Origin of the sequence: Corynebacterium anserum, from assembly GCF_014262665.1 — a bacterium.
Classification (GTDB): domain Bacteria; phylum Actinomycetota; class Actinomycetes; order Mycobacteriales; family Mycobacteriaceae; genus Corynebacterium; species Corynebacterium anserum.
In genome coordinates this window covers 1,648,289-1,673,350 of record NZ_CP046883.1, presented here as the reverse complement: position 1 = coordinate 1,673,350, position 25,062 = coordinate 1,648,289, and the positions used below count along the sequence as shown (strand labels likewise).

The 25,062-nt window shown below is 55.8% G+C and carries 21 protein-coding genes; 18 read left to right on the top strand and 3 right to left on the bottom strand.

Annotated elements, in window-relative coordinates; all coding sequences use genetic code 11:
- The first annotated feature begins 66 nt into the window (after positions 1–66).
- On the top strand, positions 67–2,730 hold the full coding sequence (locus GP473_RS06980) for a UvrD-helicase domain-containing protein (RefSeq protein ID WP_185770182.1): 2,664 nt from the start codon (positions 67–69) through the stop codon (positions 2,728–2,730).
- A 204-nt stretch (positions 2,731–2,934) separates the two neighbouring features.
- Here GP473_RS06980 and GP473_RS06975 read toward each other — a convergent pair whose 3' ends face one another.
- On the bottom strand, positions 2,935–3,672 hold the full coding sequence (locus GP473_RS06975) for a M23 family metallopeptidase (RefSeq protein ID WP_185770181.1): 738 nt from the start codon (positions 3,670–3,672) through the stop codon (positions 2,935–2,937).
- Positions 3,673–4,067: 395 nt separating this feature from the next.
- On the opposite strand from GP473_RS06975, the gene GP473_RS09375 reads away from it, so the two are divergent.
- From GP473_RS09375 to GP473_RS06890, 17 genes are all read left to right on the top strand, one after another.
- Entirely contained in the window at positions 4,068–5,729 is a 1,662-nt protein-coding gene (locus GP473_RS09375) for a cell division protein PerM (RefSeq protein ID WP_221891932.1), read from the top strand.
- The gene (purN, locus tag GP473_RS06965) at positions 5,726–6,322 is read left to right on the top strand and encodes a phosphoribosylglycinamide formyltransferase (protein ID WP_185770180.1); all 597 of its coding nucleotides are present in this window, start codon (positions 5,726–5,728) and stop codon (positions 6,320–6,322) included. The genes GP473_RS09375 and purN overlap by 4 nt, the downstream gene beginning before the upstream one ends.
- Positions 6,319–7,899 (top strand): bifunctional phosphoribosylaminoimidazolecarboxamide formyltransferase/IMP cyclohydrolase, encoded by a 1,581-nt coding sequence (purH, locus tag GP473_RS06960; protein WP_185770179.1) that lies wholly within the window; start codon positions 6,319–6,321, stop codon positions 7,897–7,899. The genes purN and purH overlap by 4 nt, the downstream gene beginning before the upstream one ends.
- Positions 7,900–8,042: 143 nt before the next feature.
- On the top strand, positions 8,043–8,927 hold the full coding sequence (locus GP473_RS06955; protein WP_186276765.1) for a hypothetical protein: 885 nt from the start codon (positions 8,043–8,045) through the stop codon (positions 8,925–8,927).
- A 33-nt stretch (positions 8,928–8,960) separates the two neighbouring features.
- Positions 8,961–9,851, top strand: coding sequence for a hypothetical protein (locus GP473_RS06950; protein ID WP_186276764.1), 891 nt, complete (start codon positions 8,961–8,963; stop codon positions 9,849–9,851).
- A 220-nt stretch (positions 9,852–10,071) separates the two neighbouring features.
- Entirely contained in the window at positions 10,072–10,590 is a 519-nt protein-coding gene (locus tag GP473_RS06945) for a hypothetical protein (protein ID WP_186276763.1), read from the top strand.
- On the top strand, positions 10,583–10,774 hold the full coding sequence (locus GP473_RS06940; RefSeq protein ID WP_185770175.1) for a hypothetical protein: 192 nt from the start codon (positions 10,583–10,585) through the stop codon (positions 10,772–10,774). The genes GP473_RS06945 and GP473_RS06940 overlap by 8 nt, the downstream gene beginning before the upstream one ends.
- Positions 10,775–10,970: 196 nt before the next feature.
- Positions 10,971–11,585 carry a TetR/AcrR family transcriptional regulator gene (locus tag GP473_RS06935; protein ID WP_186276762.1) on the top strand — a complete coding sequence of 205 codons (615 nt, stop codon included), beginning with the start codon at positions 10,971–10,973 and terminating at the stop codon, positions 11,583–11,585.
- A 330-nt stretch (positions 11,586–11,915) separates the two neighbouring features.
- Positions 11,916–13,493, top strand: a complete 1,578-nt coding sequence (locus tag GP473_RS06930) for a carboxyl transferase domain-containing protein (RefSeq protein WP_186276761.1) — start codon at positions 11,916–11,918, stop codon at positions 13,491–13,493.
- 54 nt (positions 13,494–13,547) lie between these two features.
- The gene (locus GP473_RS06925; protein ID WP_246394742.1) at positions 13,548–15,638 is read left to right on the top strand and encodes an acetyl-CoA carboxylase biotin carboxylase subunit; all 2,091 of its coding nucleotides are present in this window, start codon (positions 13,548–13,550) and stop codon (positions 15,636–15,638) included.
- A 178-nt stretch (positions 15,639–15,816) separates the two neighbouring features.
- The gene (locus GP473_RS06920) at positions 15,817–16,962 is read left to right on the top strand and encodes an acyl-CoA dehydrogenase family protein (protein WP_185770172.1); all 1,146 of its coding nucleotides are present in this window, start codon (positions 15,817–15,819) and stop codon (positions 16,960–16,962) included.
- A gap of 112 nt (positions 16,963–17,074) precedes the next feature.
- On the top strand, positions 17,075–17,662 hold the full coding sequence (locus tag GP473_RS06915) for a MaoC family dehydratase (protein ID WP_185770171.1): 588 nt from the start codon (positions 17,075–17,077) through the stop codon (positions 17,660–17,662).
- Positions 17,659–18,531 (top strand): HpcH/HpaI aldolase/citrate lyase family protein, encoded by an 873-nt coding sequence (locus tag GP473_RS06910; RefSeq protein ID WP_185770170.1) that lies wholly within the window; start codon positions 17,659–17,661, stop codon positions 18,529–18,531. Before GP473_RS06915 ends, GP473_RS06910 begins: the two co-directional genes overlap by 4 nt.
- Before the next feature lie 91 nt (positions 18,532–18,622).
- The gene (locus GP473_RS06905) at positions 18,623–20,326 is read left to right on the top strand and encodes an AMP-binding protein (RefSeq protein WP_186276760.1); all 1,704 of its coding nucleotides are present in this window, start codon (positions 18,623–18,625) and stop codon (positions 20,324–20,326) included.
- 114 nt (positions 20,327–20,440) lie between these two features.
- Complete coding sequence (locus GP473_RS06900) at positions 20,441–21,211, top strand: CoA transferase subunit A (protein WP_186276759.1); 771 nt, start codon at positions 20,441–20,443, stop codon at positions 21,209–21,211.
- Positions 21,208–21,915, top strand: a complete 708-nt coding sequence (locus GP473_RS06895) for a CoA transferase subunit B (RefSeq protein WP_185770167.1) — start codon at positions 21,208–21,210, stop codon at positions 21,913–21,915. Before GP473_RS06900 ends, GP473_RS06895 begins: the two co-directional genes overlap by 4 nt.
- 62 nt (positions 21,916–21,977) lie before the next feature.
- Entirely contained in the window at positions 21,978–23,168 is a 1,191-nt protein-coding gene (locus GP473_RS06890) for an acetyl-CoA C-acetyltransferase (protein WP_185770166.1), read from the top strand.
- An 81-nt stretch (positions 23,169–23,249) separates the two neighbouring features.
- On the opposite strand, the gene GP473_RS06885 is transcribed toward GP473_RS06890, so the two are convergent.
- Positions 23,250–24,194: an AEC family transporter gene (locus GP473_RS06885; protein ID WP_185770165.1), complete on the bottom strand. Its 945-nt coding sequence runs from the start codon at positions 24,192–24,194 to the stop codon at positions 23,250–23,252.
- An 87-nt stretch (positions 24,195–24,281) separates the two neighbouring features.
- Positions 24,282–25,028: an RDD family protein gene (locus tag GP473_RS06880; RefSeq protein WP_185770164.1), complete on the bottom strand. Its 747-nt coding sequence runs from the start codon at positions 25,026–25,028 to the stop codon at positions 24,282–24,284.
- Positions 25,029–25,062 lie beyond the last annotated feature (34 nt).

Genomic DNA, 25,062 nt, shown 5'->3' with positions numbered 1-25,062 from the left:
TGTTTGGGAGACATCCATCCCGATGCTCCCCGGTGACTATTGGTGTTAAGGAACGACGAGGAGACCATGCAGAATTCCGAAGACCAGCTCAACCTCTTTTCGGAGTTCCCAGACCTCCCTCTACCTGACGCTCCCGTGGATGAAGTACCACCGCCTCCTGAAGATGAACTTCCACCTGAGGGGTATGAAGAGCTTGTGGCTACGATGTACGAACCAAGGTCAGAGGCAGCCTCTCAAACGCGGAGCTTGTCTACCGCGCAGAACCCGAAAGTAGGCGGTACGAGTCTGCTAGAAGGCCTGAACCATCAGCAAAAAGCAGCCGTTGAGCACCAAGGCTCGCCGTTACTCATCGTTGCGGGAGCTGGTTCCGGTAAAACCAGCGTGCTCACTCGTCGCATCGCGTATTTGCTCCACAACGGTGTGGCTCCATGGGAAATCCTCGCCATTACCTTCACCAACAAGGCCGCTGCGGAAATGCGCGAGCGTGTGATGGATCTCGTGGGGCCGCAGGCAGAGCGCATGTGGGTGTCCACCTTCCACTCCATGTGTGTGCGTATTCTGCGCGCGAACGCGCACCTCGTCCCAGGGCTCAACAGCAATTTCACCATCTACGACTCTGATGATGCGAAACGTTTGATCACCATGGTCATCAAAGACCACGATCTGGATCTCAAAGAATTTAGTCCGCGTGGGACACTCAGCATCATCAGCAATTGGAAAAACGAGCTGATCAGCCCACAAGAGGCTCTGGACGATGCGCACAAGGAAGGCAACCACCATCGCACTACCGTGGCTCAGCTGTTCAAGGACTACCAGTCTCGCCTTCGCGGAGCTAATGCCGTGGACTTTGACGACCTGATCGGAGAGGTTGTCTCCATCCTGCACAGTAATCCGGAAGTTGCGGAGCATTACCGACGCCGCTTCCGCCACGTCCTCGTCGATGAGTATCAAGACACGAACCATGCCCAGTACGTACTGGTCAGCACTTTGGTGGGGAAGGGGACAGGCATGGCGGAGCTATGTGTGGTGGGTGATGCAGATCAGTCCATCTACGCTTTTCGTGGGGCGACGATTCGAAATATCGAAGAGTTTGAGCGGGATTACCCCAACGCCCACACGATTCTGCTTGAACAAAACTACCGCTCGACTCAGACCATTCTTTCGGCGGCGAATGCGGTGATCGAGCGCAATCAGGGGCGTCGCCCTAAGAAGCTGTGGACCGACGTGGGCGACGGTGAGCTCATCGGAGGTTATGTTGCCGATAATGAACACGACGAAGCACGTTTTATCGCCGAGCAGATCGACGATCTAGTGGACAATGAAGGCTACAACTACCGCGATATCGCCGTCATGTATCGCACCAACAACGCCTCCCGAGTCCTCGAAGACGTGTTGGTTCGCAGTGGGCTTCCTTACAAGGTTGTGGGCGGAACGCGTTTTTACGAGCGCATGGAGATACGTGACATAGTGGCCTACCTCAAAATCCTGGATAACCCAGAGGATACGGTTGCGTTGCGTCGAATTATTAATACCCCGCGTCGCGGTATCGGAAACCGGGCGTTGGCGCAGGTGACCGTGCATGCCGAGAACCAGAATATCTCGTGGAGTGAAGCGCTAACTGATGCGGCTGAGGGGAAAGTGCCACTGCTGTCGGGACGTGGGAAAAACGCCATTGCTCGCTTCCTGGAGATGATGAAGAGCCTCCGCGCAGAAGTAGAGAACTCGCAGATGCATAGCAGCGATGGTTCCGATCTGGGGCTACCAGATCTTGGTGCAGTGATCAATGCTGTCCTCGATATGACGGGGTACAAGGCGGAACTGGAGAAGTCCAACGATCCGCAAGATGGCTCCCGCCTGGATAACCTCAACGAACTCGTTGCGGTTGGTCATGAATTCAGCCAAGAGGCAGCCAACCTCAAAGCATACGTAGAAATGCCGGGCACTACCGCTGATGGCGAAACTGGTGATGACGCGGAAGCCAACCGTTTATTGGGAGAGGGGGAGGCACCCTTAGGTTCTCTGCAAGCATTTTTGGAACGAGTGAGCCTCGTGGCGGATGCGGATCAAATCCCTGCGGAAGAACAGGACATGATTACCCTCATGACCCTCCACACCGCGAAAGGGCTTGAGTTTCCTGTCGTATTCCTCACCGGTTGGGAAGATGGACAGTTCCCGCATATGCGCGCCCTCAGTGACCCCGCTGAGCTTTCTGAGGAACGTCGCCTAGCGTACGTGGGCATTACCCGAGCGAAACAGCGGCTATTTATCTGCCGAGCTGTCACACGATCTGGCTGGGGGCAAGCAGTGAATAATCCGCCATCGCGTTTCCTTGCCGAGATACCAGAAGAACTCTGGGAGTGGATTAGGGAAGAGCCCAGTTTTGGCGCCGGGTGGAATTCCGAGAGCTTCAGTGGACCTCACGCCTATGGTGGAGGCGCTCATGCCTACGGTGCGAGCGGAACAGTTGGCTACGGATACAATTCACAGCCCTTGTATCGCAACGGTGGTCAGCCAAAGACTAAGCCCGTCTCTGGTAGTGCGGCGCCTCGGAAGGGTGGAAAAGCTCTCGAGCTTGAAGTGGGAGACCGCGTCAACCACGATAAGTATGGTTTAGGGACCGTGAAGTCCGTGGACCGTGTGGGCACACACGCAACGGCGATGATCGACTTTGGGGGTTCCGGAACAGTGCGCCTGATGTTAGTGGGCGGGCTGCCCATGGAAAAACTCTAGGTGAGTAACGCTGAGGGTTGGCAATTCGGCGTTGGTAATCCGCCATGTCAAAAACAAAGGTTCCCGAAAGACAAAAGGTTCCGAAGACAGAGGTCGCCGAAGCCCCTCGGCAATAACAAACCCTAGGAGCGACACAGCTCCTAGGGCAAAGGCGTGGGTAAACCGGGGCAAAAGCGTAGGTAAACCCAGTAGCGAGGCGGAACGTTACACCTGGATACCGTGAGCCGCCAACCACGGCACAGGATCTACTGGAGTAGTTCCATCTGGGTGGATTTCGAAGTGAAGGTGAGGGCCGGTGGAGAAACCGAGGTTGCCCATACCAGCAATCTTTTGCCCGGCTACCACGCGCTGTCCAACTGAGACATCCAGGGTAGACATGTGGCCGTAGACGGAAACGGAACCATCGTCGTGGCGGATTCGGATCCACTGACCAAAGCCGGATGCTGGACCAGAGTCGATGACCGTGCCGGACATGACAGCCAAGATGGGAGTACCGATGGCGTTAGCGATGTCAATGCCGTTGTGCATGGTGCCCCACCGAGGCCCAAATGGGGAAGTGAGAGTGCCTTCTGCTGGCTTGGCAGCTAGCGGGGCGCGGGCGGCCTGGTCAGCGACCGCGCGGGCATTTGCAAAGCGCAGAGCAGACTGAAGCTGATCGGACAAACCGGAGATCGGAGCCTTCTGGGCAACTTCGAGAATCTGCGGTGCTTCGGAGGAAGAAGTGGAAGGAGCTGCAGCGGAGTTTTCCCCCTGAGCCAAGATGGTGGTATCGGCAGCCAGATTAATCTGCTTATTCTCTTGCTGGGCGCCAACGGTTGCGCCTGCTGCCCCGGCGGAGGTTACGGCGGTGGCTGCAACGGCGGCCAGAGCGAAGCGGCGCTTAGCGGAGTTGTCCTCTTTGCGGTGGGCACCAACGCGACGCTCTCCAGAGATGTTCTGCACGATGAGTTACCTTTTCGTCGTTTTCTTCCCGGGCCGTTTTGTGACCACTTTGTTATCAACGCGATGTAACACTAGTGGTTTGTAACGATTTGGGCAACTAGTTTGAATCGAAATGATTGCGCGTCGCGGAGGTTTTTTCTGCTGTGGAGTGGAGATCCAAGACGAAAAAATGCTAAACCCCAGTTCATCACGCATAATTACTAGCGGTTGTGAGGGTTGAAGAAGTGCTTTCGCATGACCCTATCGAGGGGTTCAAGTTGCGCTTGAAGGTTTGAGGTGTTGTGCGGAGAACGAAAGAAAGAGCCAGCTACATCGTGTTCCAGTATGGTCGCGCCACACCCCGAACCGCGAGTCACAACCCCGTGACTTCCGCTATGGAAGGCACAATGGGTTGCGTGAATAACCCATCAGCGCGACGTCCGTCTACCTCTCGTCGGCGAACCAAGTCGACGACACGCAACACACAGCAGGCCAAGCCGGAGCATAGTGAGTCCTCTGAGCAGCGCTTCGTCGATGAACGCCACGGTGAAGGCCGTTCAATCAAGGCTGCGTCGAACAAGGCGTCGGATTCGGCTGCAAGAAAAGCGCCGAGAAAGACACCGAGAAGGACATCGGGAAAAACGTCTGGGGAGGCTTCATCGAAAAAGGCTTCATCGAGGAAAGCTGCGTTGGGTAAGACACGAACTGCGGCTGCCGCTAACCAACAGTGGCAGAAGTGGAAACCCCACGTACAGCGCTTCGCCCTCCCATTGCTAATCAACTATGGAGTAACTCTCGGCATCATCATTGCTATTGCGGTGGTTGTGGGCGTGGGGGCTGGTTTTTCTCGGGTTCCAGCAACTATCGGTTCCTTATGGATGGTCCTTAACCTCGGAGCCCTGGAGATGACCGGTGCAACACTGGGATTCTTACCGCTACTGCCAGCGATGATCATGGTCTGGGTGTATTCACGACGCGCCACGAGGATACTGGGAACCAAAGTTAGTGTGCTGGATTTACGAGCGTTCGTGGCGCTGAGTTTGGTCATTCCCACGGTTCTCACTCTGGTGGCATGGTTGATGTTGTGGGATGCATCTAGGGTGTTTGATATTGCCGCCCCAAATGTTGTTGAGGCATTGGTCTCTACTGTGTTGGTGAATGGTGCGGCCGTGGTTATCGGCATGCGTCCACGGATTTGGCGTGCCTTACTGCTCCGGCGGGATATGCCGACGTGGCCGGTGGAGGCCTTTCGCCTGGCTGGCTCTTTCTTGGGATGGATGTTCCTGGTGGGTATGGTTGCGTCGCTTGTGTACGCAGCGACCAATTACAAGGCTGTGTTGGCTACGTATGACATCACTAACGACTTGATGGGTGCCCTAGGATTGACGATTCTGGCGTTGATGTACGTCCCGAATATCGCGATTGGCGCTATGGCTGTGTTGCTCGGTGGCGAATTCCATATCGGTAACGCGGTGTTCAGCCTGTTTAGTTCCACGAATGTGAGCTTGCCACCGCTTCCGATTCTGGCTGCTATTCCTAATCAGACGCTCTCTGGTGGGCCATTTTTCTTGGCGATTCCAGCGATCGTGTCGTTGGTCGTGGTTTTTCGTTTTGTGAAATCCCGCGGCTTCATCGAGTCTCCTGTTGCCATGTCCGTGGGAGCGGGGGCTAGTGTGGCGCTGCTAGGCTTTTGCCTCGCGTGGTTGTCTGGCGGCAAGCTGGGAGTGTATGGAAGCGCGGGGGCGTTGGAATGGTTGTGCGCTGCGGAAGTGGCGGCGTGGCTCATGCTTCCGGCTTTGGTTGTGATGTTTTGGGTCGCTCGAGCTGGGCGTACGGTAGTTGAGGATGTAGACGTGGTTCGACCTTCTTCGACCGACGCCACGGATGAGTCTCAAGGTGAACCCAAGACTGCAGATGAGCGCAAAACTGTAGACGAACCCAAGACTGCAGACGAACCTAAGGGCGTCAACGAGCCTAAGGGTGAACCCAACGCCACGGAGGGAACTGAAGTAGATTCAGAGTCGGTGGAAAACGATACCGAGGGTGCCGATGCGCGCACCGAGGAGGACGACAAGTGAAAGTCGTGATTCTCGCCTCAGGAACGGGTACGCTCCTGCAGGCAGTGATCGACTCTGCAGATGAGACCATAGACATTGTGGCAGTGGGGTCCGATCGCCCCTGTCAGGCTCTCGAGAGAGCAGAGGCAGCGGGGGTACCTACTTTCTGCGTGGAATACATGCCGAAGGTGACGGATCGTGAAAAGTGGAACCGCACGCTGAGTGAAAAAATCGCAGAGTTTGATCCGGATTTAGTGCTGAGCGCAGGCTTTATGCGCATCATCGGCCCAACAGTTGTGGAGCGTTTTGCCCACCGCATTATCAACACCCACCCAGCGCTCCTACCGTCCTTTCCCGGCGCGCACGCGGTCGCGGATGCGCTCAATTACGGGGTTCGCGTTACGGGGTCTACAGTTCATGTTGTGGATAGTGGCGTCGATACCGGACCCATTGTGGCTCAGAGAGCAGTTCCTGTGGAACCCAACGACACCGTAGAAACCCTCCATGAACGCATCAAGACAGTGGAACGCGCGCTCCTTGTCGAGGTGCTCCGCGATATCGCGCAGCATGGACTCACCATTGATGGACGAAAGGCTTGGATAGAGCACCCATGACGGATAACAACGGTCGCAAGCATATTCGACGTGCCCTGATCAGTGTTTACGACAAAACCGGACTGGAACAGCTGGCCACAGGCCTGCATGAGGCGGGCGTGAGCATCGTTTCCACCGGTTCTACCGCCTCTAAGATTGCCGCCGCGGGCGTGCCGGTGACGGAAGTTGAGCAGCTCACCGGCTTTCCGGAGGTTCTCGAAGGGCGCGTCAAGACCCTGCATCCGCGGGTTCATGCCGGCATTTTGGCCGATACTCGCAAAGCGGATCATTTGAAGCAGCTGGAAGAACTGGACGTGGAAGCGTTTGAATTGGTCGTGGTGAACCTGTATCCATTCACCCAGACCGTCGCCTCTGGGGCTGATTTCGATGCATGTGTGGAGCAAATCGACATTGGCGGGCCCTCCATGGTTCGGGCGGCAGCTAAGAACCACCCATCCGTAGCGGTCGTCGTCGATCCTGCCCGGTATGACGATGTTGTTGCTGCGGCAAAAGGTGGAGGCTTCACCCGCGCAGAACGCACTGCGTTGGCAACGGAAGCGTTCCGTCACACGGCTTCTTATGATGTCGCTGTAGCTGAATGGATGAGCCAGGAAATCGCTGAGGAGACAGAGATCTTCCCGGAGTGGATTGGTGCGACTTATGAGCGTTCGACCATCCTGCGTTACGGCGAGAACCCTCATCAGGCTGCTGCTTTGTACTCCGCAGGCACTGGTCTAGCAGGAGCAAAACAGTTCCATGGCAAGGAGATGAGCTACAACAACTACACCGATTCCGATGCTGCATGGCGCGCAGCCTGGGACCATGAACGTCCGGCTGTGGCCATCATCAAGCATGCTAATCCCTGTGGTATCGCGGTGTCGGATGAATCCATCGCAACGGCGCACAGGCTGGCTCATGCCTGTGACCCCATGTCAGCCTTTGGCGGTGTCATCGCGGTGAACCGTGACGTGACCGTTGAAATGGCTCAGCAGGTCGCCGAAATCTTCACTGAAGTTATCGTGGCTCCCGGTTATGAAGAAGGTGCTGTGGAGGTGTTGAGTCAGAAGAAGAATATCCGCATCCTCCAAGCCGACGCGCCACAGGGCGCTGAGAAGCAGACCGAGCGCCGCGAGATTTCCGGTGGCTTGCTCGTACAGGAGCGCGACGTTATCGACGCCCGGGGAGATAACCCAGCGAACTGGACTTTGGCCGCTGGTGAGGCGGCCGACGAAGCAACACTCGCTGAGTTGGAGTTCGCATGGCGTTCTGTACGAGCCGTGAAGTCCAACGCCATTCTATTAGCGAAGGACGGTGCTACCGTGGGCGTCGGTATGGGGCAAGTCAACCGTGTCGATGCCGCTAAATTGGCTGTTGAGCGAGCCAACTCCCTGGCTGGAGATGAAGAACGTGCGAAGGGTGCGGTTGCCGCCTCGGACGCATTTTTTCCATTCGCTGATGGTTTTGAGGTGCTGGCCAATGCGGGTGTGCGCGCTGTGGTACAGCCTGGCGGTTCGGTTCGCGACGCAGAAGTTATCGAAGCTGCTAATAAGGCTGGCGTGACGATGTACCTGACTGGGGAGCGCCACTTCGCTCACTAAGCTTCGTCGTGGGATGGCGACCCGCCTCAGTAAGGGTGAAGTGTGCAGAACATTTAAACCCGAGGCGTGGTAATGCCATAATGATTATGGCTCAAGGGCTCTCATGCTCTTACGGTTATGCAGGCGTGATGAGGAGATATAACGTGGACGATACTAATCCGGGAAACAAGCCGCTTGAGGGCGCGCCACGTGATCAGCAGAAATTTTCTGGCTCCAAGCAGCCTCAGCCACCACAGTATCAACGTGCTCCTCAGCAACAGCCCAACTATCCCACCCAGCAACTGGGATTAGGATCGCAGGGACCACAGGGGTCTCATCAGCAGCCCGGTTCTCCTCAGCAACAGTGGGGGCCTGGCCCGCAGGGGCCTCGTCAGCAGCCCGGTTCTCCTCAACAACAGTGGGGGCCTGGTCCACAGGATCCACAGGGTTATCAGGGTCAGTTTCAACAGCAGAGACAGTATCCACAACAAGGTCAGTTCCAGCAACAGAACAGTCAAAAGTCTAAGGGTGGGGTCATTGCAGCCGTGGTGGCAGTGGCAGCTCTCCTCATCATTGGCGTCTTAGTATTTGGGATTACGCAAGCGGGGTGGTTCTCCTCGAACTCTTCCAACTCAGCTGCTTCTTCGACGGAGGCACAGGATTCTTCCGCTGCCGGTGGATCTACCGGAGATAGCGATCTGACTTCTGAGTCAGATGGCGGTGATACATCCACTTCCGAGGAATCCTCTGCTCGTCCTAAATTCCCGGATATGCCGAGCAATGCAGTACCGGCGAATGACGCGGCCGCCGCTGGTAAGCCAGCCGGTGATTTCAACAATGTTTACATTGGTTCGAGTGTCACTTCTAAGGAATTCGCTCGCGAAGTCCGCGATACTTTCGTGGACGAGTGGATGTCTCATGAGAAAACCAATACCACCATTGATGTTTACAGTCCTGTGACCCATCAGAATTATTCGATGAAGTGCGTAGACAACAACAGCTACGTCACATGCACGGGTGGAAATAACGCCATTGTGTACATCGCATAGAGATCGTAGAGAGAACTGGTGGCGAAACTACTGATGAACAGACGTACTATTGCGGCGTGCTTAGCTATGTGCATGACCATGGGGGTATCAGCCTGCACAATCGGCGATGTTGAAAACTCCCGGTCCGGGCACGGGGATGCAACGAGTTCTCAAGACTCGGCGTCGAAGGATAAGGGGAAGAAAAACGATAGCAACGGGCCGCAGCCGACAACCTCGGATAGTGCGTCAGACAAGTCGAAATCCCAGTCGGACAAAGGTGCCTCCAAAGGCGAGCTAGCAAGTTTGTTGGTGCCGGGGACCTCCATCGCTGTTGACGGTGTGGGTGAGGCTGGAAGTGTGGGCATCCCTGCTTGGTCTACTTCGAAGGTTCCCGTAGCCATCGCCGCGCTGCGCCACGATCCCTCCAATGCCCGCTACATCAACGCAGCGATCTCCCTATCTGATAATGCTGCGGCCGAAGCCATGTGGTCATCCATGGGAGAGCAAGCTGGACCTCTCACCCAGGCTGTCCTAGTTGAAGGTGGCGATAGAAGTACCCAAGTCAATACGGTGGTCACCCGGCCAGGTTTTACTCCCTTCGGACAAACGCAATGGGCTTTGAGCGATCAGGTACATTTTGCTTCACAACTGCGCTGCATTAAGGGATCAGAAACTATCGTGCAAGCCATGGGAGAAGCAAGCGGCCAGGCATATGGCCTTGGTACAATCCCCGGCGCCATTTTCAAGGGAGGATGGGGCCCGGATCCATCGGGTTCCTATGGCGTCCGGCAGTTTGGTTTGGTGCCAGCGGGTGACGGGTACGTGGCCGTGGCCATTGCCGCAAACTCCACAGATGGCAGCTACGAAGGCGGGCAGGCAATGCTCACTAAGGTTGCCCATAAACTGCAGGCACAGCTTGATCAGTTCCCTCAAACCCAGTGTTGAGGGAACGAGGTGGAAGAAATCCTTGGTGGCGATGCCTAAAAGGTTTGCTGGGTGAATTGCGGCCCTGATCTCGGACGTGGTGTTACTGAGCTCGTGCACCGCGCAGCGGGCCGGGGATATCGGCGCAGCAGACCAGGCAGAAAACCCCACCGAGATTCAAGACACGCGGGTTTAGGATCCCGGCGAGGTTTATCATTCGCGATCTGCCTTTTCGGATCGGATGGCGGCCGGTGACGGCACTTTTCAGGTTGTCCACAATGATGCTCTCAGTGAATTCCTAGTGGACAACACGGCTGTAGCCGTAGACAGTATGGGGGAGTATGGTTCGTACACTGCCCCGGCATGGTCGACCACAAAGGTTCCAGTAGCTATCGCGGCGGTGCGTAATGACCCCAATGCTGTTGCTTATATCGATGAGGCGATCGCAGCCTCTGATAACGACGCAGCAGAGGCGTTATGGAACTCCATGGGATCGCGAGCAGATGTATTGACAAATCAGATTCTCCGAGAAGGAGGCGACTACACCAGGGTATTTCATGCAGGATCTTTGAGCGATGACTCCCTAGCTTTCGGTGAAACCCCGTGGAACCTTTCAGATCAGGCACGTTTTGCTTCGAATCTGCGCTGTATAGCCGATCATCAATCGGTGGTGAATGCCATGGCTGCCCTGAATAATGGACATGACTATGGGTTGGGTCTCATCCCGGGAGCGATCTTCAAGGGTGGTTGGAGTGGATAATGAAACCGGTGTGTACAGTGCCCGTCAGTGTGGTCTGATCCCCACGAGTGATGGTGGTTGGGTTGCGGTCGCGATATCTGCTGAGTCTTCAGATGGCGCCTATGAATCCGCTCAGCCCCAGCTCAATGAGGTTGCGCAGAGATTGATGGTTAAGGTGGACGAATTGCCTCGGGCGAATTGCTAGGGGCATGGGCTAAAGATGAGGGGATCAGACACTTATTCTCATATGTCTAATGAGGTGCGATTAGTACGGGAACAGATGTAACCAACCTTTTGTTTTCGGAAAGAAAATGCAGGTTGATGAACTGTTGCGTTACGATCCTATGAAATCCGGGGCAAATTCTTTCGGTTAACTGTAGTTAACCTGTAGCATCCTGTGCATGGCAACGACCTATTTGGCTGATCCGGATACTACTGGCATGTCCTCTCGTGCGGCAGCGAAAGCTCAGAGGCGGGTGGAGCTCCTTCGTGCTTCGGCGAGAATCATGGCCGAAAAGGGATTCCATGCGATGCGTCTGGAAGATTTGGGGGAGGCTGTTGGCGTTTCTGGTCCGGCTGTGTATCGGCATTTTTCGGGTAAGGAGGAGATCCTCAATGAGTTAATGACGGGCGTCTCGGAGCACTTGTATGAAGAAGCGCAGCAGATCCTCTCGGGGATCGGTGATCCGCGTGAGCGTTTGGAGATTCTCATTGATTTTCATACGTCTTTCGCTCTGGAGCAGTCCGAGTTGATTCGTCTGCATAATAGGGAGCTCTTTCGCATGGGGGAGGAGGGGCACAGTAGGGTGCGCGCGGCTCAAGGGCACTACCTGGCTTTGTGGGCCGATGCCTTAGAAGAACTGGGCCCACCGTATGCCGGTGATGGAGCGAAGATTGCTGCCCAGCTGGTCATTGGTTTGATCAATGCGGCGGAGTATCTGAATACGAGGGTTGGGGCCGCTCTGCTTCGACGTCAAGTGATCCTCTCTGCGCGCTCTGCTTTGGGCTTGCGCTAGTTCTTACCGTGGGCGAGTGCGATCTGCTGTGTGGTCGCGCTCGCTCTTTCTGTAGGTGCGAATGCCTTGATTGGGTGGGGAAACCACATGCTGCTCATCGTCGGGTGATGATGAGTTTGTCACTATTGAGGGGTGGGGTGTGGGGCGGTGGGGTCTTTATGTCCCGTGCATTACCCGAAAGGGGGAGTCTACGAGCAGCTATTTCTTGCGCAAAACAAGTTTTTCTTTGAGATGTTCCGTTTTCTCTTCCTTTTGGTTGTGCTTCATATTACGGTGTGATGTAGACCACACGGTTAATAGCCACTAACTGAAAGAGGGAGTGTGTGACCTATGGCCTCACAGGTTGAGACCTGCGCTGCATCCCATCGTGAACTCGTCGCTGAATTACGCGAGCGCCTCGAACGAGCCGCACAGGGAGGGGGAGGCGCAGCACGAGAGCGTCACGTGAGTCGAGGAAAATTGCTGCCACGTGATCGCATTATCAATCTGCTGGATCCGGGCAGCCCCTTTATGGAAATTGCCCCTCTTGCCGCAGAAGACATGTACGGAGGAAAAGCCCCAGCGGCGGGGATGATTGCCGGCGTTGGTTTAATCCACGGCCGGCTGTGCATGGTGGCCGCGAACGATGCCACAGTATCGGGCGGAACCTACTATCCGATGACGGTTAAGAAACACCTTCGCGCGCAGGAGATCGCAGAGGCCAACAACTTGCCCTGCATCTACCTCGTGGATTCTGGTGGAGCAATGTTGTTGCAGCAAGACGAAGTTTTTCCAGATCGCGATCACTTTGGCCGCATCTTCTACAACCAAGCGCGGATGTCCGCCAAAGGCATCCCACAGCTCTCCGCGGTGATGGGATCCTGCACTGCAGGCGGTGCGTATGTTCCGGCTATGTCCGATGAAACGGTCATTGTTGAAAACCAGGGCACCATCTTCTTGGCCGGACCTCCGCTGGTCAAGGCCGCTACTGGCGAGGACGTCACTCCTGAAGAACTAGGCGGCGGTGCCATGCATTCACGCATCTCCGGCGTGTCTGATCACCTAGCCTGTGATGACAATGATGCGCTGCGTCGCATACGGCAGATCGTCGCCACGCTGCCAGAAAGCAAACCAAGCCCCTGGCTAAAGAACGACCCCGTAGATGCTCCTCGGCCACAGACCGATCTTTATGACATCGTGCCGACTGATCCCAAGATCCCCTACGACGTTCACGACCTCATCGACACTGTCGTGGATGAGGGGTCCATCTCGGAATTTAAGAGCGAGTACGGCACCTCTATCGTCACCGCTTTCGCGCGCATTGAGGGCCACGCGGTGGGAATCATCGCCAACAACGGTGTGATCTTCGCTGAAGCTGCGGTGAAAGGTGCACACTTCATCGAACTATGCGAACAGCGCCACATCCCCCTGGTCTTTTTCCAAAACACCACTGGCTTCATGGTGGGACGGCAATACGAAGAAGGGGGTATCGCTAAACACGGTGCGAAAATGGTCAACGCCGTTGCCACAGCTTCCGTACCGAAACTCACCGTCGTCACCGGGGGAGCCTTCGGTGCCGGCAACTATTCGATGTGCGGCCGAGCTTATACACCCCGCTTCTTATGGATGTGGCCCAATGCGCGCATCTCCGTCATGGGTGGCCCGCAAGCTGCAATGACGTTATCGACTGTACGGCGTGCACAGATCGAACGGTCGGGAGGTCAATGGTCTGCCGAAGAACAAGAAGCCTTCGAGGAGCCGATCCGCGCAATGTTCGAAGAAAGATCCACGTGCTGGTATTCCACTGCCCGCCTCTGGGATGACGGAGTTATTGATCCAGCAGATACACGTCGCACCCTGGCTATGGCTCTGGACGTGTGTGCACAGGCGGAACGCCGTGAAACGGGCTTCGGTGTATTCCGCATGTGACTCGTAGCGTGAGTGACCAGATTCAGCAGAAACAAGAAAGAGTGTGAAACCCCAGTGAACGCACCCACAAGGATCGGCACCGTCCTCGTCGCAAACCGCGGTGAAATTGCCGTACGTGTAATCAAGACCGTCCACAAGATGGGTCTACAGGCCGTGGCTATCTATTCTGATGCTGACAGGTGTGCACCACACGTGACGCTCGCTGACAAAGCGGTACACGTCGGTCCCGCGGCAGCTGCCCAGTCTTATTTGGATATCGATAAGGTCATGACTGCCGCTCACATCTCCGGGGCAGATGCCATACACCCTGGTTATGGATTCCTGTCAGAAAACGCAGCCTTTGCCAGACGTTGCGAAGACGAAGGCATCGTCTTCATTGGCCCACCGGCTTCTGCGATCGACAAGATGGGTGACAAAATCACTGCTCGTTCCACTGTTGAGTCCAGAAACGTCCCCACAGTTCCAGGCATTTCCCGCCCCGGACTCAGCGACCAAGAGATCATTGATGCGGCGCCAGAGATCGGTTTTCCAGTTCTCATCAAACCCTCGGCTGGTGGTGGTGGTAAGGGGATGCATCGCGTAGAGACCGCGGAGGAACTGCCCCAGGCTCTGGTGTCAGCTCGACGCGAAGCGGCTAGCTCCTTTGGCGACGACACGTTATTCCTCGAACATTTCGTGGATACTCCCCGTCATATCGAGGTTCAGATCGTGGCCGATTCTCATGGCAACGTTATTCATCTGGGAGAGCGCGAATGTTCCCAGCAACGCCGTCACCAAAAGGTCATTGAGGAAGCTCCTTCCGCTTTGTTAGATGAGGCGACCCGCCAAGAAATCGGAGAGGCGGCATGCGATGCTGCACGGGCCTGCGGTTATCGCGGTGCGGGCACTGTGGAGTTCATTGTTTCCGCACGGCAACCTGAGCGTTTCTTCTTCATGGAGATGAACACCCGTCTCCAAGTGGAACATCCGGTGACTGAAATGGTGACCGGAGTGGATCTCGTAGAGTGGCAAATCCGGGTTGCGCGGGGTGAGGAACTACCACTGACACAAGAGAAGATTCGCCTCAACGGACACGCTGTGGAGGCACGCATCTATGCTGAAGACGCTGCTGGGGGTTTCCTACCAACCGGAGGAACCATCACTTCCTTAACGTGGCCACGTGGAGCAGGGGTGCGCGTAGATTCTGGTGTCAACGTTGGCCAACACATCGGTTCTGATTATGACCCGATGCTGGCCAAACTCATTGCCTGGGGGGATAACCGTGAACACGCGCTCCAACGCCTTGATGCTGCCCTAGGAACAACAGTGGTGGATGGCCTGGTCACCAACGTGAACTTCAACCGGTTTCTCATTAACCGCCCGGAAGTTATTGCCGGCGATTTAGATACTGGCCTGCTCGACCGCATATGTGGGGAGTACTCCGACCCGCCCACACCGGACGCCGCCTGGGGGCTGGCCGTCCTGAACCGAGCGATTAGCGCTGCTCGCTCCTCCACGTTGGGACGGGTGTGGGGTTGCGCCGACGCATGGCGCGGAGGGCTTCCGCCCGCCCCCATACGAATGGTCGTCACTGACGGACAGGAGGTTCGTGAGGTTTCTCTCCAATCCCGGGACAACTCGGCTACGACGTGGACAGTCACAGTCTCCACTGTGGTGGAGAAGGGGGCGGAGAAAATCCCGGAATCCACCACTCACGAGCTTGAATTGCTGCGGAGGGAGGTGAAAGAAGACCTGACGGATTACCAGGTGAGTATTGACCGGTCTCCGGCCGAACACTGGGGTGTGAGAACCTCACCCAGCGGGGCACGCAGTTATGTGACCGGTCCCGAGGGCACCGTCTCTGTTGAACAGATATCTCGCCGTGCGGCGCTGGCCGTTGCCGCTGACGGTGATGGAGCGATCACCAGTCCAATGCCGGGCACTGTCATCGCCGTGGACGTTGGCAGTGGTGCTGAGGTTGAACAAGGCCAACCGATTCTCGTTATTGAAGCCATGAAGATGGAACACACTCTTACGGCACCAGCCAGCGGGCACGTCACCGTTCACGTCAGTGTGGGAGACAAGGTGGATGCGGGTTCGGTGCTTGCTGACGTCGTTGAAACAGACACACAAAGGCAAACAGACACACAAACGGGGAACAAATAGTCCTCCTACTCTGACCGAGCCACCACACATATCGCCTGACCGAGCCACCCCACATATCGATTGGCTGATTCACCACACAAATCGACTGACAGAGCAATTCACAGACAGAACGTTCCCCAACCAACCCACTACGTACGTCACCCCACGTACACCCCACAGCTATAGAAAAGGAAAAACCATGGCAATTCTTTCCCCAGAACTCGAAGAACTCCGCCGAGGAGTAGAGCAATTTGCTAACGACGTCGTAGATCCGGTCGCTGAGCAACATGACCGTGAGCACACATTCCCCTACGAGGTCATCACCCGCATGGGAGAGATGGGGCTGTTCGGACTACCCATCAGCGAGGAATACGGCGGTATGGGAGGCGACTACATGGCTCTCGGAGTGGCGCTTGAAGAACTCGCACGTGTAGACCAGTCCGTAGCCATCACGTTGGAAGCAGGTGTGTCTCTGGGCATTATGCCGATATATCGCTTCGGTACCGAAGAACAAAAGCAGAAGTACCTGCCAGACCTCGTTGCAGGGAAAGCTCTCGCTGCTTTCGGCCTGACCGAGCCCGATGCCGGATCCGACGCCGGTGGTACCAAAACCACGGCCAGACAAGAGGGGGATGAATGGATTGTCAACGGAAGTAAACAATTCATCACCAACTCTGGGACATCCATCACCAAATTGGTCACCGCCACCGCAGTAACTGGCACGCGGGATAACGGAAAAAAGGAAATCTCCTGCATCATCATCCCATCCGGTACTCCCGGTTTCACCGCTGAACCGCAGTACAACAAAGTGGGATGGAACGCCTCCGACACGCATCCGCTGACCTTCGATAACGTGCGGGTGCCGAAAGAAAACCTTTTAGGGGAACGCGGCCGGGGCTTTGCACAATTCCTTTCCATCCTGGATGAAGGGCGTATCGCTATCGCCGCTCTCGCTACCGGCGCTGCCCAAGGTTGTGTGGATGAGTGCGTGCGCTATGCCAAAGAACGCACCTCTTTTGGCAAAGCCATCTCCGAATACCAGGCTGTTTCCTTCAAGATTGCGCGCATGGAAGCACGCGCGTGGACTGCTCGTCAAGCCTGGCATGCCGCGGCAGAGAAAATGTTGCGCGGGGAGAACTTTTCTAAGGAGGCCTCTATCGCCAAAATGATTTCGTCTGAAGCTGCTATGGATAATGCCCGAGATGCCACACAGATACACGGCGGTTACGGCTTCATGAATGAATACCGAGTGGCTCGTCACTACCGAGATTCCAAGATTTTGGAGATCGGCGAGGGCACCACCGAAGTGCAGCAGATGCTTATAGCGCGCTCTCTAGGTCTATAGCGTCTACGAGCAGCTCCCGTGAAAGCAGTGCACATGCACGTCAAATGAAGACGTGAAGTTATGAAGGCAGGGAGCCGTGAAAGACAGAAAAAGACGTGAAGGACAAGAGCTAATGACAGAGAATGTTACCGCGAATCATTCAGAGGGAAAGAAAGTCCTCCAGCGTGGGCTCTGGTTTGAAGAGTTCGAAGAAGGAGTGACTTACCTACACCGTCCGGGTCGCACGGTTACAGAAGCGGACAATACGCTGTTCACCACGCAGACCATGAATACCCAACCTCTGCATTTGGACGCAGCATGGGCGGCCGAACAACCTGGTTTCCGCGGGGAGAGGCTGGTGAATTCGATGTTTACTCTGTCTACCGTAGTGGGGTTGTCCGTCAGCCAGCTCACCTTGGGCACCATCGTGGCTAACTTGGGGTTCAAAGAAGTGACGTTCCCCGCCCCACTGTTTCACGGAGACACCCTGTATGCAGAAACAACTTGTGTGGGCAAGCGCCTGTCTAGCTCTCGGCCGAATCAGGGCATCGTGGAATTGACCCATATTGGTCGCAATCAGAAAGGTGATGTGGTGTGTATCGCTACTCGCTCGACCATGATGCAGTGTTGTCCCCCTGATACTGATGCCTGCGGTCGCGTGGGGAGTACTGCTGATACGGGAGCGTCCGCGATGTCAGACGAGGAGGAGTCAGCGCTATGACGTGGATTCCTCAAGGGCCAGCTCTGCTATTCGCTCCAGCTGACCGTCCCGAGCGTTTCACCAAAGCTGCACAGAGATCAGACATGGTCATTCTGGACTTGGAAGATGGATGCCGCCGGGAGAACCGTCCACAGGCGCGTGAGAACGTGAGGACGAGCACACTCGACCCGATGCGTACGATCGTCCGTATCAATCCACCGGGCACCCCCGACTTTGCCCCTGATATAGAAGCTGTTGCGCAAAGCCCTTTTCGCCAGGTGATGCTGCCGAAAGCGGAGGATTTATCCATCTTCCACTCCGCCCCAGCCGAGATTCACGATTGGCAGATTATTGCACTGATAGAGACACCACTCGGCGTACTGAATGCGCGGGAGGTGGCATCCCATCCGCAAGTTGTTGCTCTGTTTTGGGGAGCGGAGGATTTAACGGCAGCACTTGGGGGTACGTCATCGCGCTACGGCGTCGATGAACACCCAGTCGACGGTGGCGGCGTGTCAGGGCATCCGGGTGGCTACCGCGAGGTTCCTCGTTTAACTCGCGCGCTTGTGCTGCTTCATTCCGCCGCAGCGGGCAAGGTTGCCCTCGACGCCATCCACGCCGATACCGCCGATGTCGACGGGGCGCGAGCCGAAGCCGTTGACGCTGCGGCAAGCGGTTTCGCGGCGACCGTATCCATTCATCCCGGGCTCGTCCCAGCGATTAGGGAGGCATATCAACCAACAGATGAGCAAAAAATATGGGCTCAAAAAGTGGCCGATGGCGCTGCCCGCAACACCGGCGCTTTCGCCGTTGATGGCCAGATGATCGATGCTCCACTACGACGCCAGGCCGAAGTCATCCTGGCTCGTGCCGGAGGAGACCACACATAAGGCACACATGTACGCAAGGATCCCTTCCTAGGGTTTCCCCACCGCATTTTCGTCACCACTTCACACCACTTCGATGACAAAGGAGATCACCATGACCCCGCACGCAAAGCCTGTGCAGGAGTTTATTCCTGACCATCCCCTCAGCGATCCTTCGACAATCCCCGGCATTGAGAAACTCAGCTATGCCAAAGGCCCAACTGAGGTGCCTCTTCTTGAGGAAACCCTGGGGCAGAACCTTGCTCGCATCGTGGACAAATATCCCGACAATGAGGCCATCGTGGATTTCCACGGGGACATTCACATGACCTATCAGGAATTTCACCGGAAAGTGCAGCGTTTAGCTTCCGGTTTGTACGCTGCTGGTTACCGCAAGGGAGACCGCATTGGCATTTGGTCACCGAATCGATGGGAATGGTCGGTGGTGCAGTATGCGACCGCGGAGATCGGCGTGATCCTCGTGTGCATCAACCCGACCTACCGCATCCGCGAGCTGAACTATGTGATGAACCAGTCGGGTATCAAGGCGCTGTTCTCGGCTGGGCGTTTCAAAGACTCCAATTATCGGGCGATGATCAAGACTACGGAACACCAGTTTGACGATAACTACAAGGAAACTATTTTCTTTGGATCCGAGCGCTGGAACGAACTATCTAATCACGCCATCATTGATCTGAACGCAGTGCGCGAAGGGTTGGATCGCCACGACCCGATCAATATCCAGTACACATCGGGTACCACGGGTCTGGCGAAAGGTGCCACGCTGACTCACCGCAATATTTTGAATAATGGCTACTTTGTGGGAGAAACCATTAACTACACAGATCAGGACCGGGTAGTGATTCCGGTTCCCTTCTTCCACTGCTTCGGAATGGTGATGGGCAACATCGCGGCCTTCAGCCATGGAGCTACAACGATCATCCCCGGACCGACTTTCACCCCCGCATCAGCGTTAGAAGCAGTACATCATGGGAATGCCACTTCTCTGTACGGCGTACCTACCATGTTCATGGGGGAGCTGCATGAATTGGCTGAAAAATCCGATGGCAAGTATGACTTGTCCCATTTGCGGACGGGAATCATGGCAGGAACATCGTGTCCGACGAAAACCATGCGCGAGGTCATGGACACAATGGGTATGCACGAAGTATCGATCTGCTACGGCATGACGGAGACTTCGCCTGTCAATCATCAGACCATGCCAGACGACCCAGTGGCCAAGCGCGTAGAAACCGTTGGGCGTACAGGGCCGCATATCGAGGCCAAAATCGTCGACCTTGCAGGCAACATCGTGCCGCGTGGGGAACAGGGTGAAATTCTCATCCGCGGCTACTCCGTGATGAAGGGCTACTGGGACATGCCGGTCAAAACAGAGGAAGCGATCGATGGCGATGGATGGATGCATACCGGGGATCTTGCGATGATGGATGAGGATGGATACGTGATGATCACCGGGCGCATCAAGGACATGGTCATTCGCGGTGGTGAGAACCTCTATCCGCGTGAGATTGAAGAGTTTCTTTACACTCACCCAGATATTTCTGATGTTCAGGTCATTGGTGTTCCGGATGAGAAGTACGGCGAGGAACTCATGGCCTGGATCATCATGAACGACGGTGCTGAACCCCTGGACGCTGAGGCCGTGAAGAAGTTTGCAGAAGGTCACCTCGCTCGTCACAAGGTGCCCCGGTACGTCCACATCGTCGACGAATACCCCATGACGCTTTCTGGCAAAGTCCGCAAAGTCGAGATACGTGAAAAAGCAATAGAAATTCTTGGGCTATTTGATAAGAAATGATCCGCTCGACGCGAAGATAACCCATCGCGGGAATTCCTCGGTACGAAACTTGCGGCATCACCACGCCCCTCTCACTGAACTCAGTGAGGCACCACACGGAAAGGAAAACAGGCCATGTCGACATTGACGGTCGGGCACTCCAAGCTTATGAGCACAGCCGAGGCCATCGCTGATATCCCGAGCGGTGTCACCCTCGCTGTGGGTGGATTTGGCGTCTGCGGTATCCCACATGTGTTGTTGACAGCTCTGGCGTCGAAGAACATCAAAGATCTCGAGGCCGTCAGCAACAATGCCGGTGTAGATGGCAGAGGACTCGGACTATTGCTGGCCAACGGACAGTTACGGCGCATCGTCGCCAGCTACGTCGGGGAAAATAGGGAATTTGCCCGTCAATACCTCGAGGGCGAACTCGAGGTGGAGCTCACCCCGCAGGGGACCTTGGCTGAGCGCTTGCGCGCAGGCGGATCGGGTATTGGAGCTTTCTTCACCCGTACCGGTGTAGGCACCGTTGTAGCAGATGGCGGTATGCCGTGGAAATACGACAGCGAAGGCAACGTGGAGGTTGCTTCTCCAGCGAAGGAAACCCGAGAGATCCGGGGTGAAACCTACGTGATGGAGGAAAGTATCGTTGCAGACTACGCATTAGTGCGTGCTGCCGTCGCTGATCATTCGGGCAACCTGCGCTTTCACGAGACCGCCCGTAATTTCAACCCACTGGCGGCGATGAGTGGAAAGATCTGCATAGTCGAAGCAGAAAAGGTCGTTCCAGTTGGTGAATTGGGAGCCGATGATATTCATCTGCCCGGTATTTTCGTCCATCGCTTGGTCGAGCTGAGTGAGAAAGAAGCAGTTGACAAGGCTATCGAGAAGGAGACAGTGCGATGAGCGAGCACGTCACAACACCAGGACTAGATGGGGACACCGCACCAGGGGCGGCCCCAGGGCGGACGAAGCCCGGCTGGGATCGAGAGGCGATGGCAGCGCGTGCAGCTCTCGAATTGCGTGATGGCCAGTATGTGAACCTCGGGATCGGTTTGCCCACCCTCGTTCCAAACTACGTGCCTGAGGGAGTGAACGTCACACTGCAATCGGAGAACGGTTTGTTGGGGATTGGCCCCTATCCCGAAGTGGGGCAGGCGGATCCAGATCTCATTAATGCCGGTAAAGAAACTGTGACCGCATTGCCGGGATCCAGTTTTTTCGATTCGGCCTTGAGCTTTGGCATGATCCGTGCTGGGAAGATCGATGTGGCGATACTTGGCGCCATGGAAGTGAACGCGCAAGGCGATATCGCCAACTGGATGATACCCGGCAAGATGGTGAAGGGGATGGGTGGCGCGATGGATCTCGTTGTGGGAGCCCGTCGAGTCATCGTTCTCATGGAGCATTGCAATAAGTATGGTGAATCTAAGGTCTTGCGGCAGATCACTTTGCCGTTGACAGGTCTGGGCGTGGTTAATCGCATCATCACCGACCTTTGTGTTTTTGACGTCACCGATGAGGGTCTAACACTTATCGAGCTCGCGCCGGGTGTAACCGAAGAACAGGTGAAGGAGAAGACGGACGCGCCATTTGTGAGTGCGCTGTAGCTCGAACGTGCTACACAAGAGCTAGACACATAACTACTTTCCCTAGGAAGGGTTGAGAGAACATGACTGAAGCAACTCCGCAGGATGTCGTCGTTGTAGGCGCAGTGCGCACCCCGCAGGGCCGCATGCTCGGCTCCCTATCCAGTTTTTCTGCCGTGGATCTTGGTGCCATGGTGATCAAGGGAGCGCTTGAGCAGGCCAAGATATCTGCCGAAAATGTGGATTACGTCCTCATGGGACAGGTCGTACAGGCCGGTGCTGGTCAGAATCCCGCGAAGCAGGCTGCTGTGAAAGCAGGAGTGTCCATTAAAGTCCCCGCGCTCACTATTAACAAGGTGTGCCTGTCCGGTTTGGACGCCGTCATTAACGCCTCTCGTCTCATCCGCTTGGGTGATGCTCAGGTAGTCGTTGCTGGCGGTCAAGAGTCCATGTCTCAAGCCCCACATATCGCCGCCGGTGTTCGCGCTGGAAAGGGGTACGGCGCGTTGAAGCTTGAGGATTCTCTGGAACGTGATGGTCTGTCTGATCCCAACGAGGGCACTTCCATGGGGTTTGAGACCGATCACAACGCAATGGCCGCCGGCCTTACCCGTGAAGAGCAAGATGCAATCGCTGCAGCCTCTCACCAGCGGGCTGAGGCCGCTGCCGCCGAAGGTATTTTCGATGCAGAGATCCTCCCTGTCGAGGTGAAGACCCGTAAAGAGACCAAGACCGTCACGACAGATGAAGGCGTTCGTGCCGGGACTACCGCTGAGGGATTGGCAAAGTTGCGCCCGGCTTTCGTGAAGGAGGGAACCATCACGGCGGCGTCTTCTTCGCAGATCTCAGATGGTGCATCGGCTGTTGTACTGACTTCTCGCCAGTATGCGGAGGAGAACGGCCTGGAAATCTTGGCGACCTTGGGAGAATATGGTCAGACCGCTGGCCCTGATACGTCCTTGCTGTCCCAACCATCGCAGGCGTTGAAGGCAGCTTTGGCTAAGGCAGGGTGGTCTGCTTCTGATCTGGATTTCTTGGAGATCAACGAGGCGTTTGCGGCGGTTGTGGCACAGTCTGTCAAGGATTTGGACTACGACCTGGAGAAGACGAATATCCACGGTGGTGGCATCTCTCAAGGCCACCCCATCGGTTCTTCCGGGGCTCGTTTGGTTGTGCATGCAGCGCATGAATTGGTGCGCCGGAATTCTGGGAAAACGGGTGTCTGCCTTTGCGGCGGAGGCGGGCAGGGCGACGCACTGCTCCTGTGGCGTTAACTGAAATTCGTTCGGGGTTCCGGTGTACTCACCGGAACCCCGTATTATCCGAGCAGACCACATGGGTGGGGTGTGTTGCCGTTAACCCAGCAGTACAACGATGATTGCCATCGCGGGGAGAGATAGAGCGGTGGCAATGACCACCGTGTCGCGGGCGAGCACAGTGTTCACTCCAAAGCGTTGGGCATAGGTGAACACGTTCTGTCCGGTAGGCAGTGCGGCGATGAGAACCATGGCTAGCAGCAGGGATCCACTGGTACCGAAGACGAAGGCGCCCAGTAACCAGGCTATGAACGGATGGACGACTGTTTTCACCAGGGAAGCGGCGAACACAGACCGTACGGGGGAAAGTCCCTTTTGCAGGACTTTTACCTCGGCCATGGACATGCCGAAGGCAATGAGAGCCACAGCGACCGTTGCATTAGACACCATGGCGATTGGTTCAGCCAGCAGCTTGGGCAGCACAAAACCGGTATTTTGTTTGAGAAGAGCCAGGCCGATGCCAGTCACGGCTCCGATGATGAGGGGGTTGCGCAGGATCGACAGAACTAGTTCACGAATGAGCCCGTGGGAAGCGCGTTTTTCGGAGCTTAAATCCAGCATCATCACGGACAATGGTCCGTAGAAGCCAACTTGGAACATGACCACGGGAAGAGTGACGGTGGGGTCACCGATGAGATGAGCCATCAGAGGAATGCCCAGGTGTGTTCCATTGCAGTAGGAACTGGCTAGCATCGCCACCAGCGAGTTGCTGCGGGATTTGCCGGCGATAAAGCGATAGCCTGCGTAGCCGACAGCTCCTGCACCCAGCGTGCTGATCGCTACGACTGCGAAATTCACGCCGAATAGTTGCGCGAGATCTGCGTCGGAAAGGAAGTGGATCAGCATCATGGGCAGAGCGATCCAGAAAACGAACATGTTGAGGGTATAAACCGACCCAGGACCGAGCAAACGGAGACGGCCTACACCGAATCCCAACGCGATAACGAAGATGACGACGAGGAATCCGGTGAGTACGTCCAGCATGATTACAGAATCTTATATGGGGTGCGTGGCCTTATAAAGCCTGACCCCTTACGCAAGCGTGCTACAGCAAAAGGCAGGCAAGGACCGCTAATTCTTGTTCACGACGAGCGTGTTGCCCCACTTATCGGCAAAAGATTGGTACTGCTTGTCCCTGCTGATGGTCACTCCGAGAGCCACATACAGCGCGATCTGTAAGAGCGCGCCAAGAAAAGGGATGACACCAAGTAACTCCAGGATAAGGTACCAGCTGTTGCGGAGGAAGGAATCCTTGGCCGTGAGCTTGGAACCGTCCGCTTTCACTACGCGGGCGCCGATAGCCATCTTTCCCAGAGTTGCACCCTTGGACAGCTCCATTCCCATTCGGTAGAGATACCACACGGCAATACTTCCAATAATCGTCGTGAAGACCAAACCAGTGCTGATGGAATCCTCTGAATCTACGTCTACTAAGGAGCTGAAGAAGTTCCGCATCTCGTCATGATAGGGAATGTAGACGATGATGAACGTGAGGATTCCTGCGATGAGCGAATCCAAAATGAATCCGAGTAGACGCTTTCCTGCTCCCGGGCAACCGAGGTGGCCTAGGTAGCCTGTGTCGCTGTATCGCGAGCCATAGTCGTTCGTGGGGGGGAAAGGCTCGTACCCTTGCGTAGAAGGAGGGTTCTGCGTGTACGGGTTGGATGAGTTCTGCTGAAAGGAATGATAAGGATTCTGAGAAGAGTCTGAGGAGCCACCGGTAAAACTATTGTCCTGGAGACTGCGGGGGTTCGACTCGTCATCGTTGTAGGGGTTGTGTCCATTGCCGGACGGGTAGGTGGGGTAGTTGTTGCTCACCGTTGTTGACTCCTTGGATTGATGTTTCAGCTTG

What these genes read in the sequence shown, in the direction of transcription:
- GP473_RS06980 (WP_185770182.1), top strand. Translation starts at nt 67, where the DNA reads ATGCAGAATTCCGAAGACCAGCTCAACCTCTTTTCGGAGTTCCCAGAC.
- GP473_RS06895 (WP_185770167.1), top strand. Translation starts at nt 21,208, where the DNA reads ATGAGCGAGCACGTCACAACACCAGGACTAGATGGGGACACCGCACCA.
- GP473_RS06915 (WP_185770171.1), top strand. Translation starts at nt 17,075, where the DNA reads ATGACAGAGAATGTTACCGCGAATCATTCAGAGGGAAAGAAAGTCCTC.
- GP473_RS06930 (WP_186276761.1), top strand. Translation starts at nt 11,916, where the DNA reads ATGGCCTCACAGGTTGAGACCTGCGCTGCATCCCATCGTGAACTCGTC.
- GP473_RS06910 (WP_185770170.1), top strand. Translation starts at nt 17,659, where the DNA reads ATGACGTGGATTCCTCAAGGGCCAGCTCTGCTATTCGCTCCAGCTGAC.
- GP473_RS06935 (WP_186276762.1), top strand. Translation starts at nt 10,971, where the DNA reads ATGGCAACGACCTATTTGGCTGATCCGGATACTACTGGCATGTCCTCT.
- GP473_RS06945 (WP_186276763.1), top strand. Translation starts at nt 10,072, where the DNA reads ATGGCGGCCGGTGACGGCACTTTTCAGGTTGTCCACAATGATGCTCTC.
- GP473_RS06905 (WP_186276760.1), top strand. Translation starts at nt 18,623, where the DNA reads ATGACCCCGCACGCAAAGCCTGTGCAGGAGTTTATTCCTGACCATCCC.
- GP473_RS06885 (WP_185770165.1), bottom strand. Translation starts at nt 24,194, where the DNA reads ATGCTGGACGTACTCACCGGATTCCTCGTCGTCATCTTCGTTATCGCG.
- purH (WP_185770179.1), top strand. Translation starts at nt 6,319, where the DNA reads ATGACGGATAACAACGGTCGCAAGCATATTCGACGTGCCCTGATCAGT.
- GP473_RS06890 (WP_185770166.1), top strand. Translation starts at nt 21,978, where the DNA reads ATGACTGAAGCAACTCCGCAGGATGTCGTCGTTGTAGGCGCAGTGCGC.
- GP473_RS06920 (WP_185770172.1), top strand. Translation starts at nt 15,817, where the DNA reads ATGGCAATTCTTTCCCCAGAACTCGAAGAACTCCGCCGAGGAGTAGAG.
- GP473_RS06950 (WP_186276764.1), top strand. Translation starts at nt 8,961, where the DNA reads ATGAACAGACGTACTATTGCGGCGTGCTTAGCTATGTGCATGACCATG.
- GP473_RS06900 (WP_186276759.1), top strand. Translation starts at nt 20,441, where the DNA reads ATGTCGACATTGACGGTCGGGCACTCCAAGCTTATGAGCACAGCCGAG.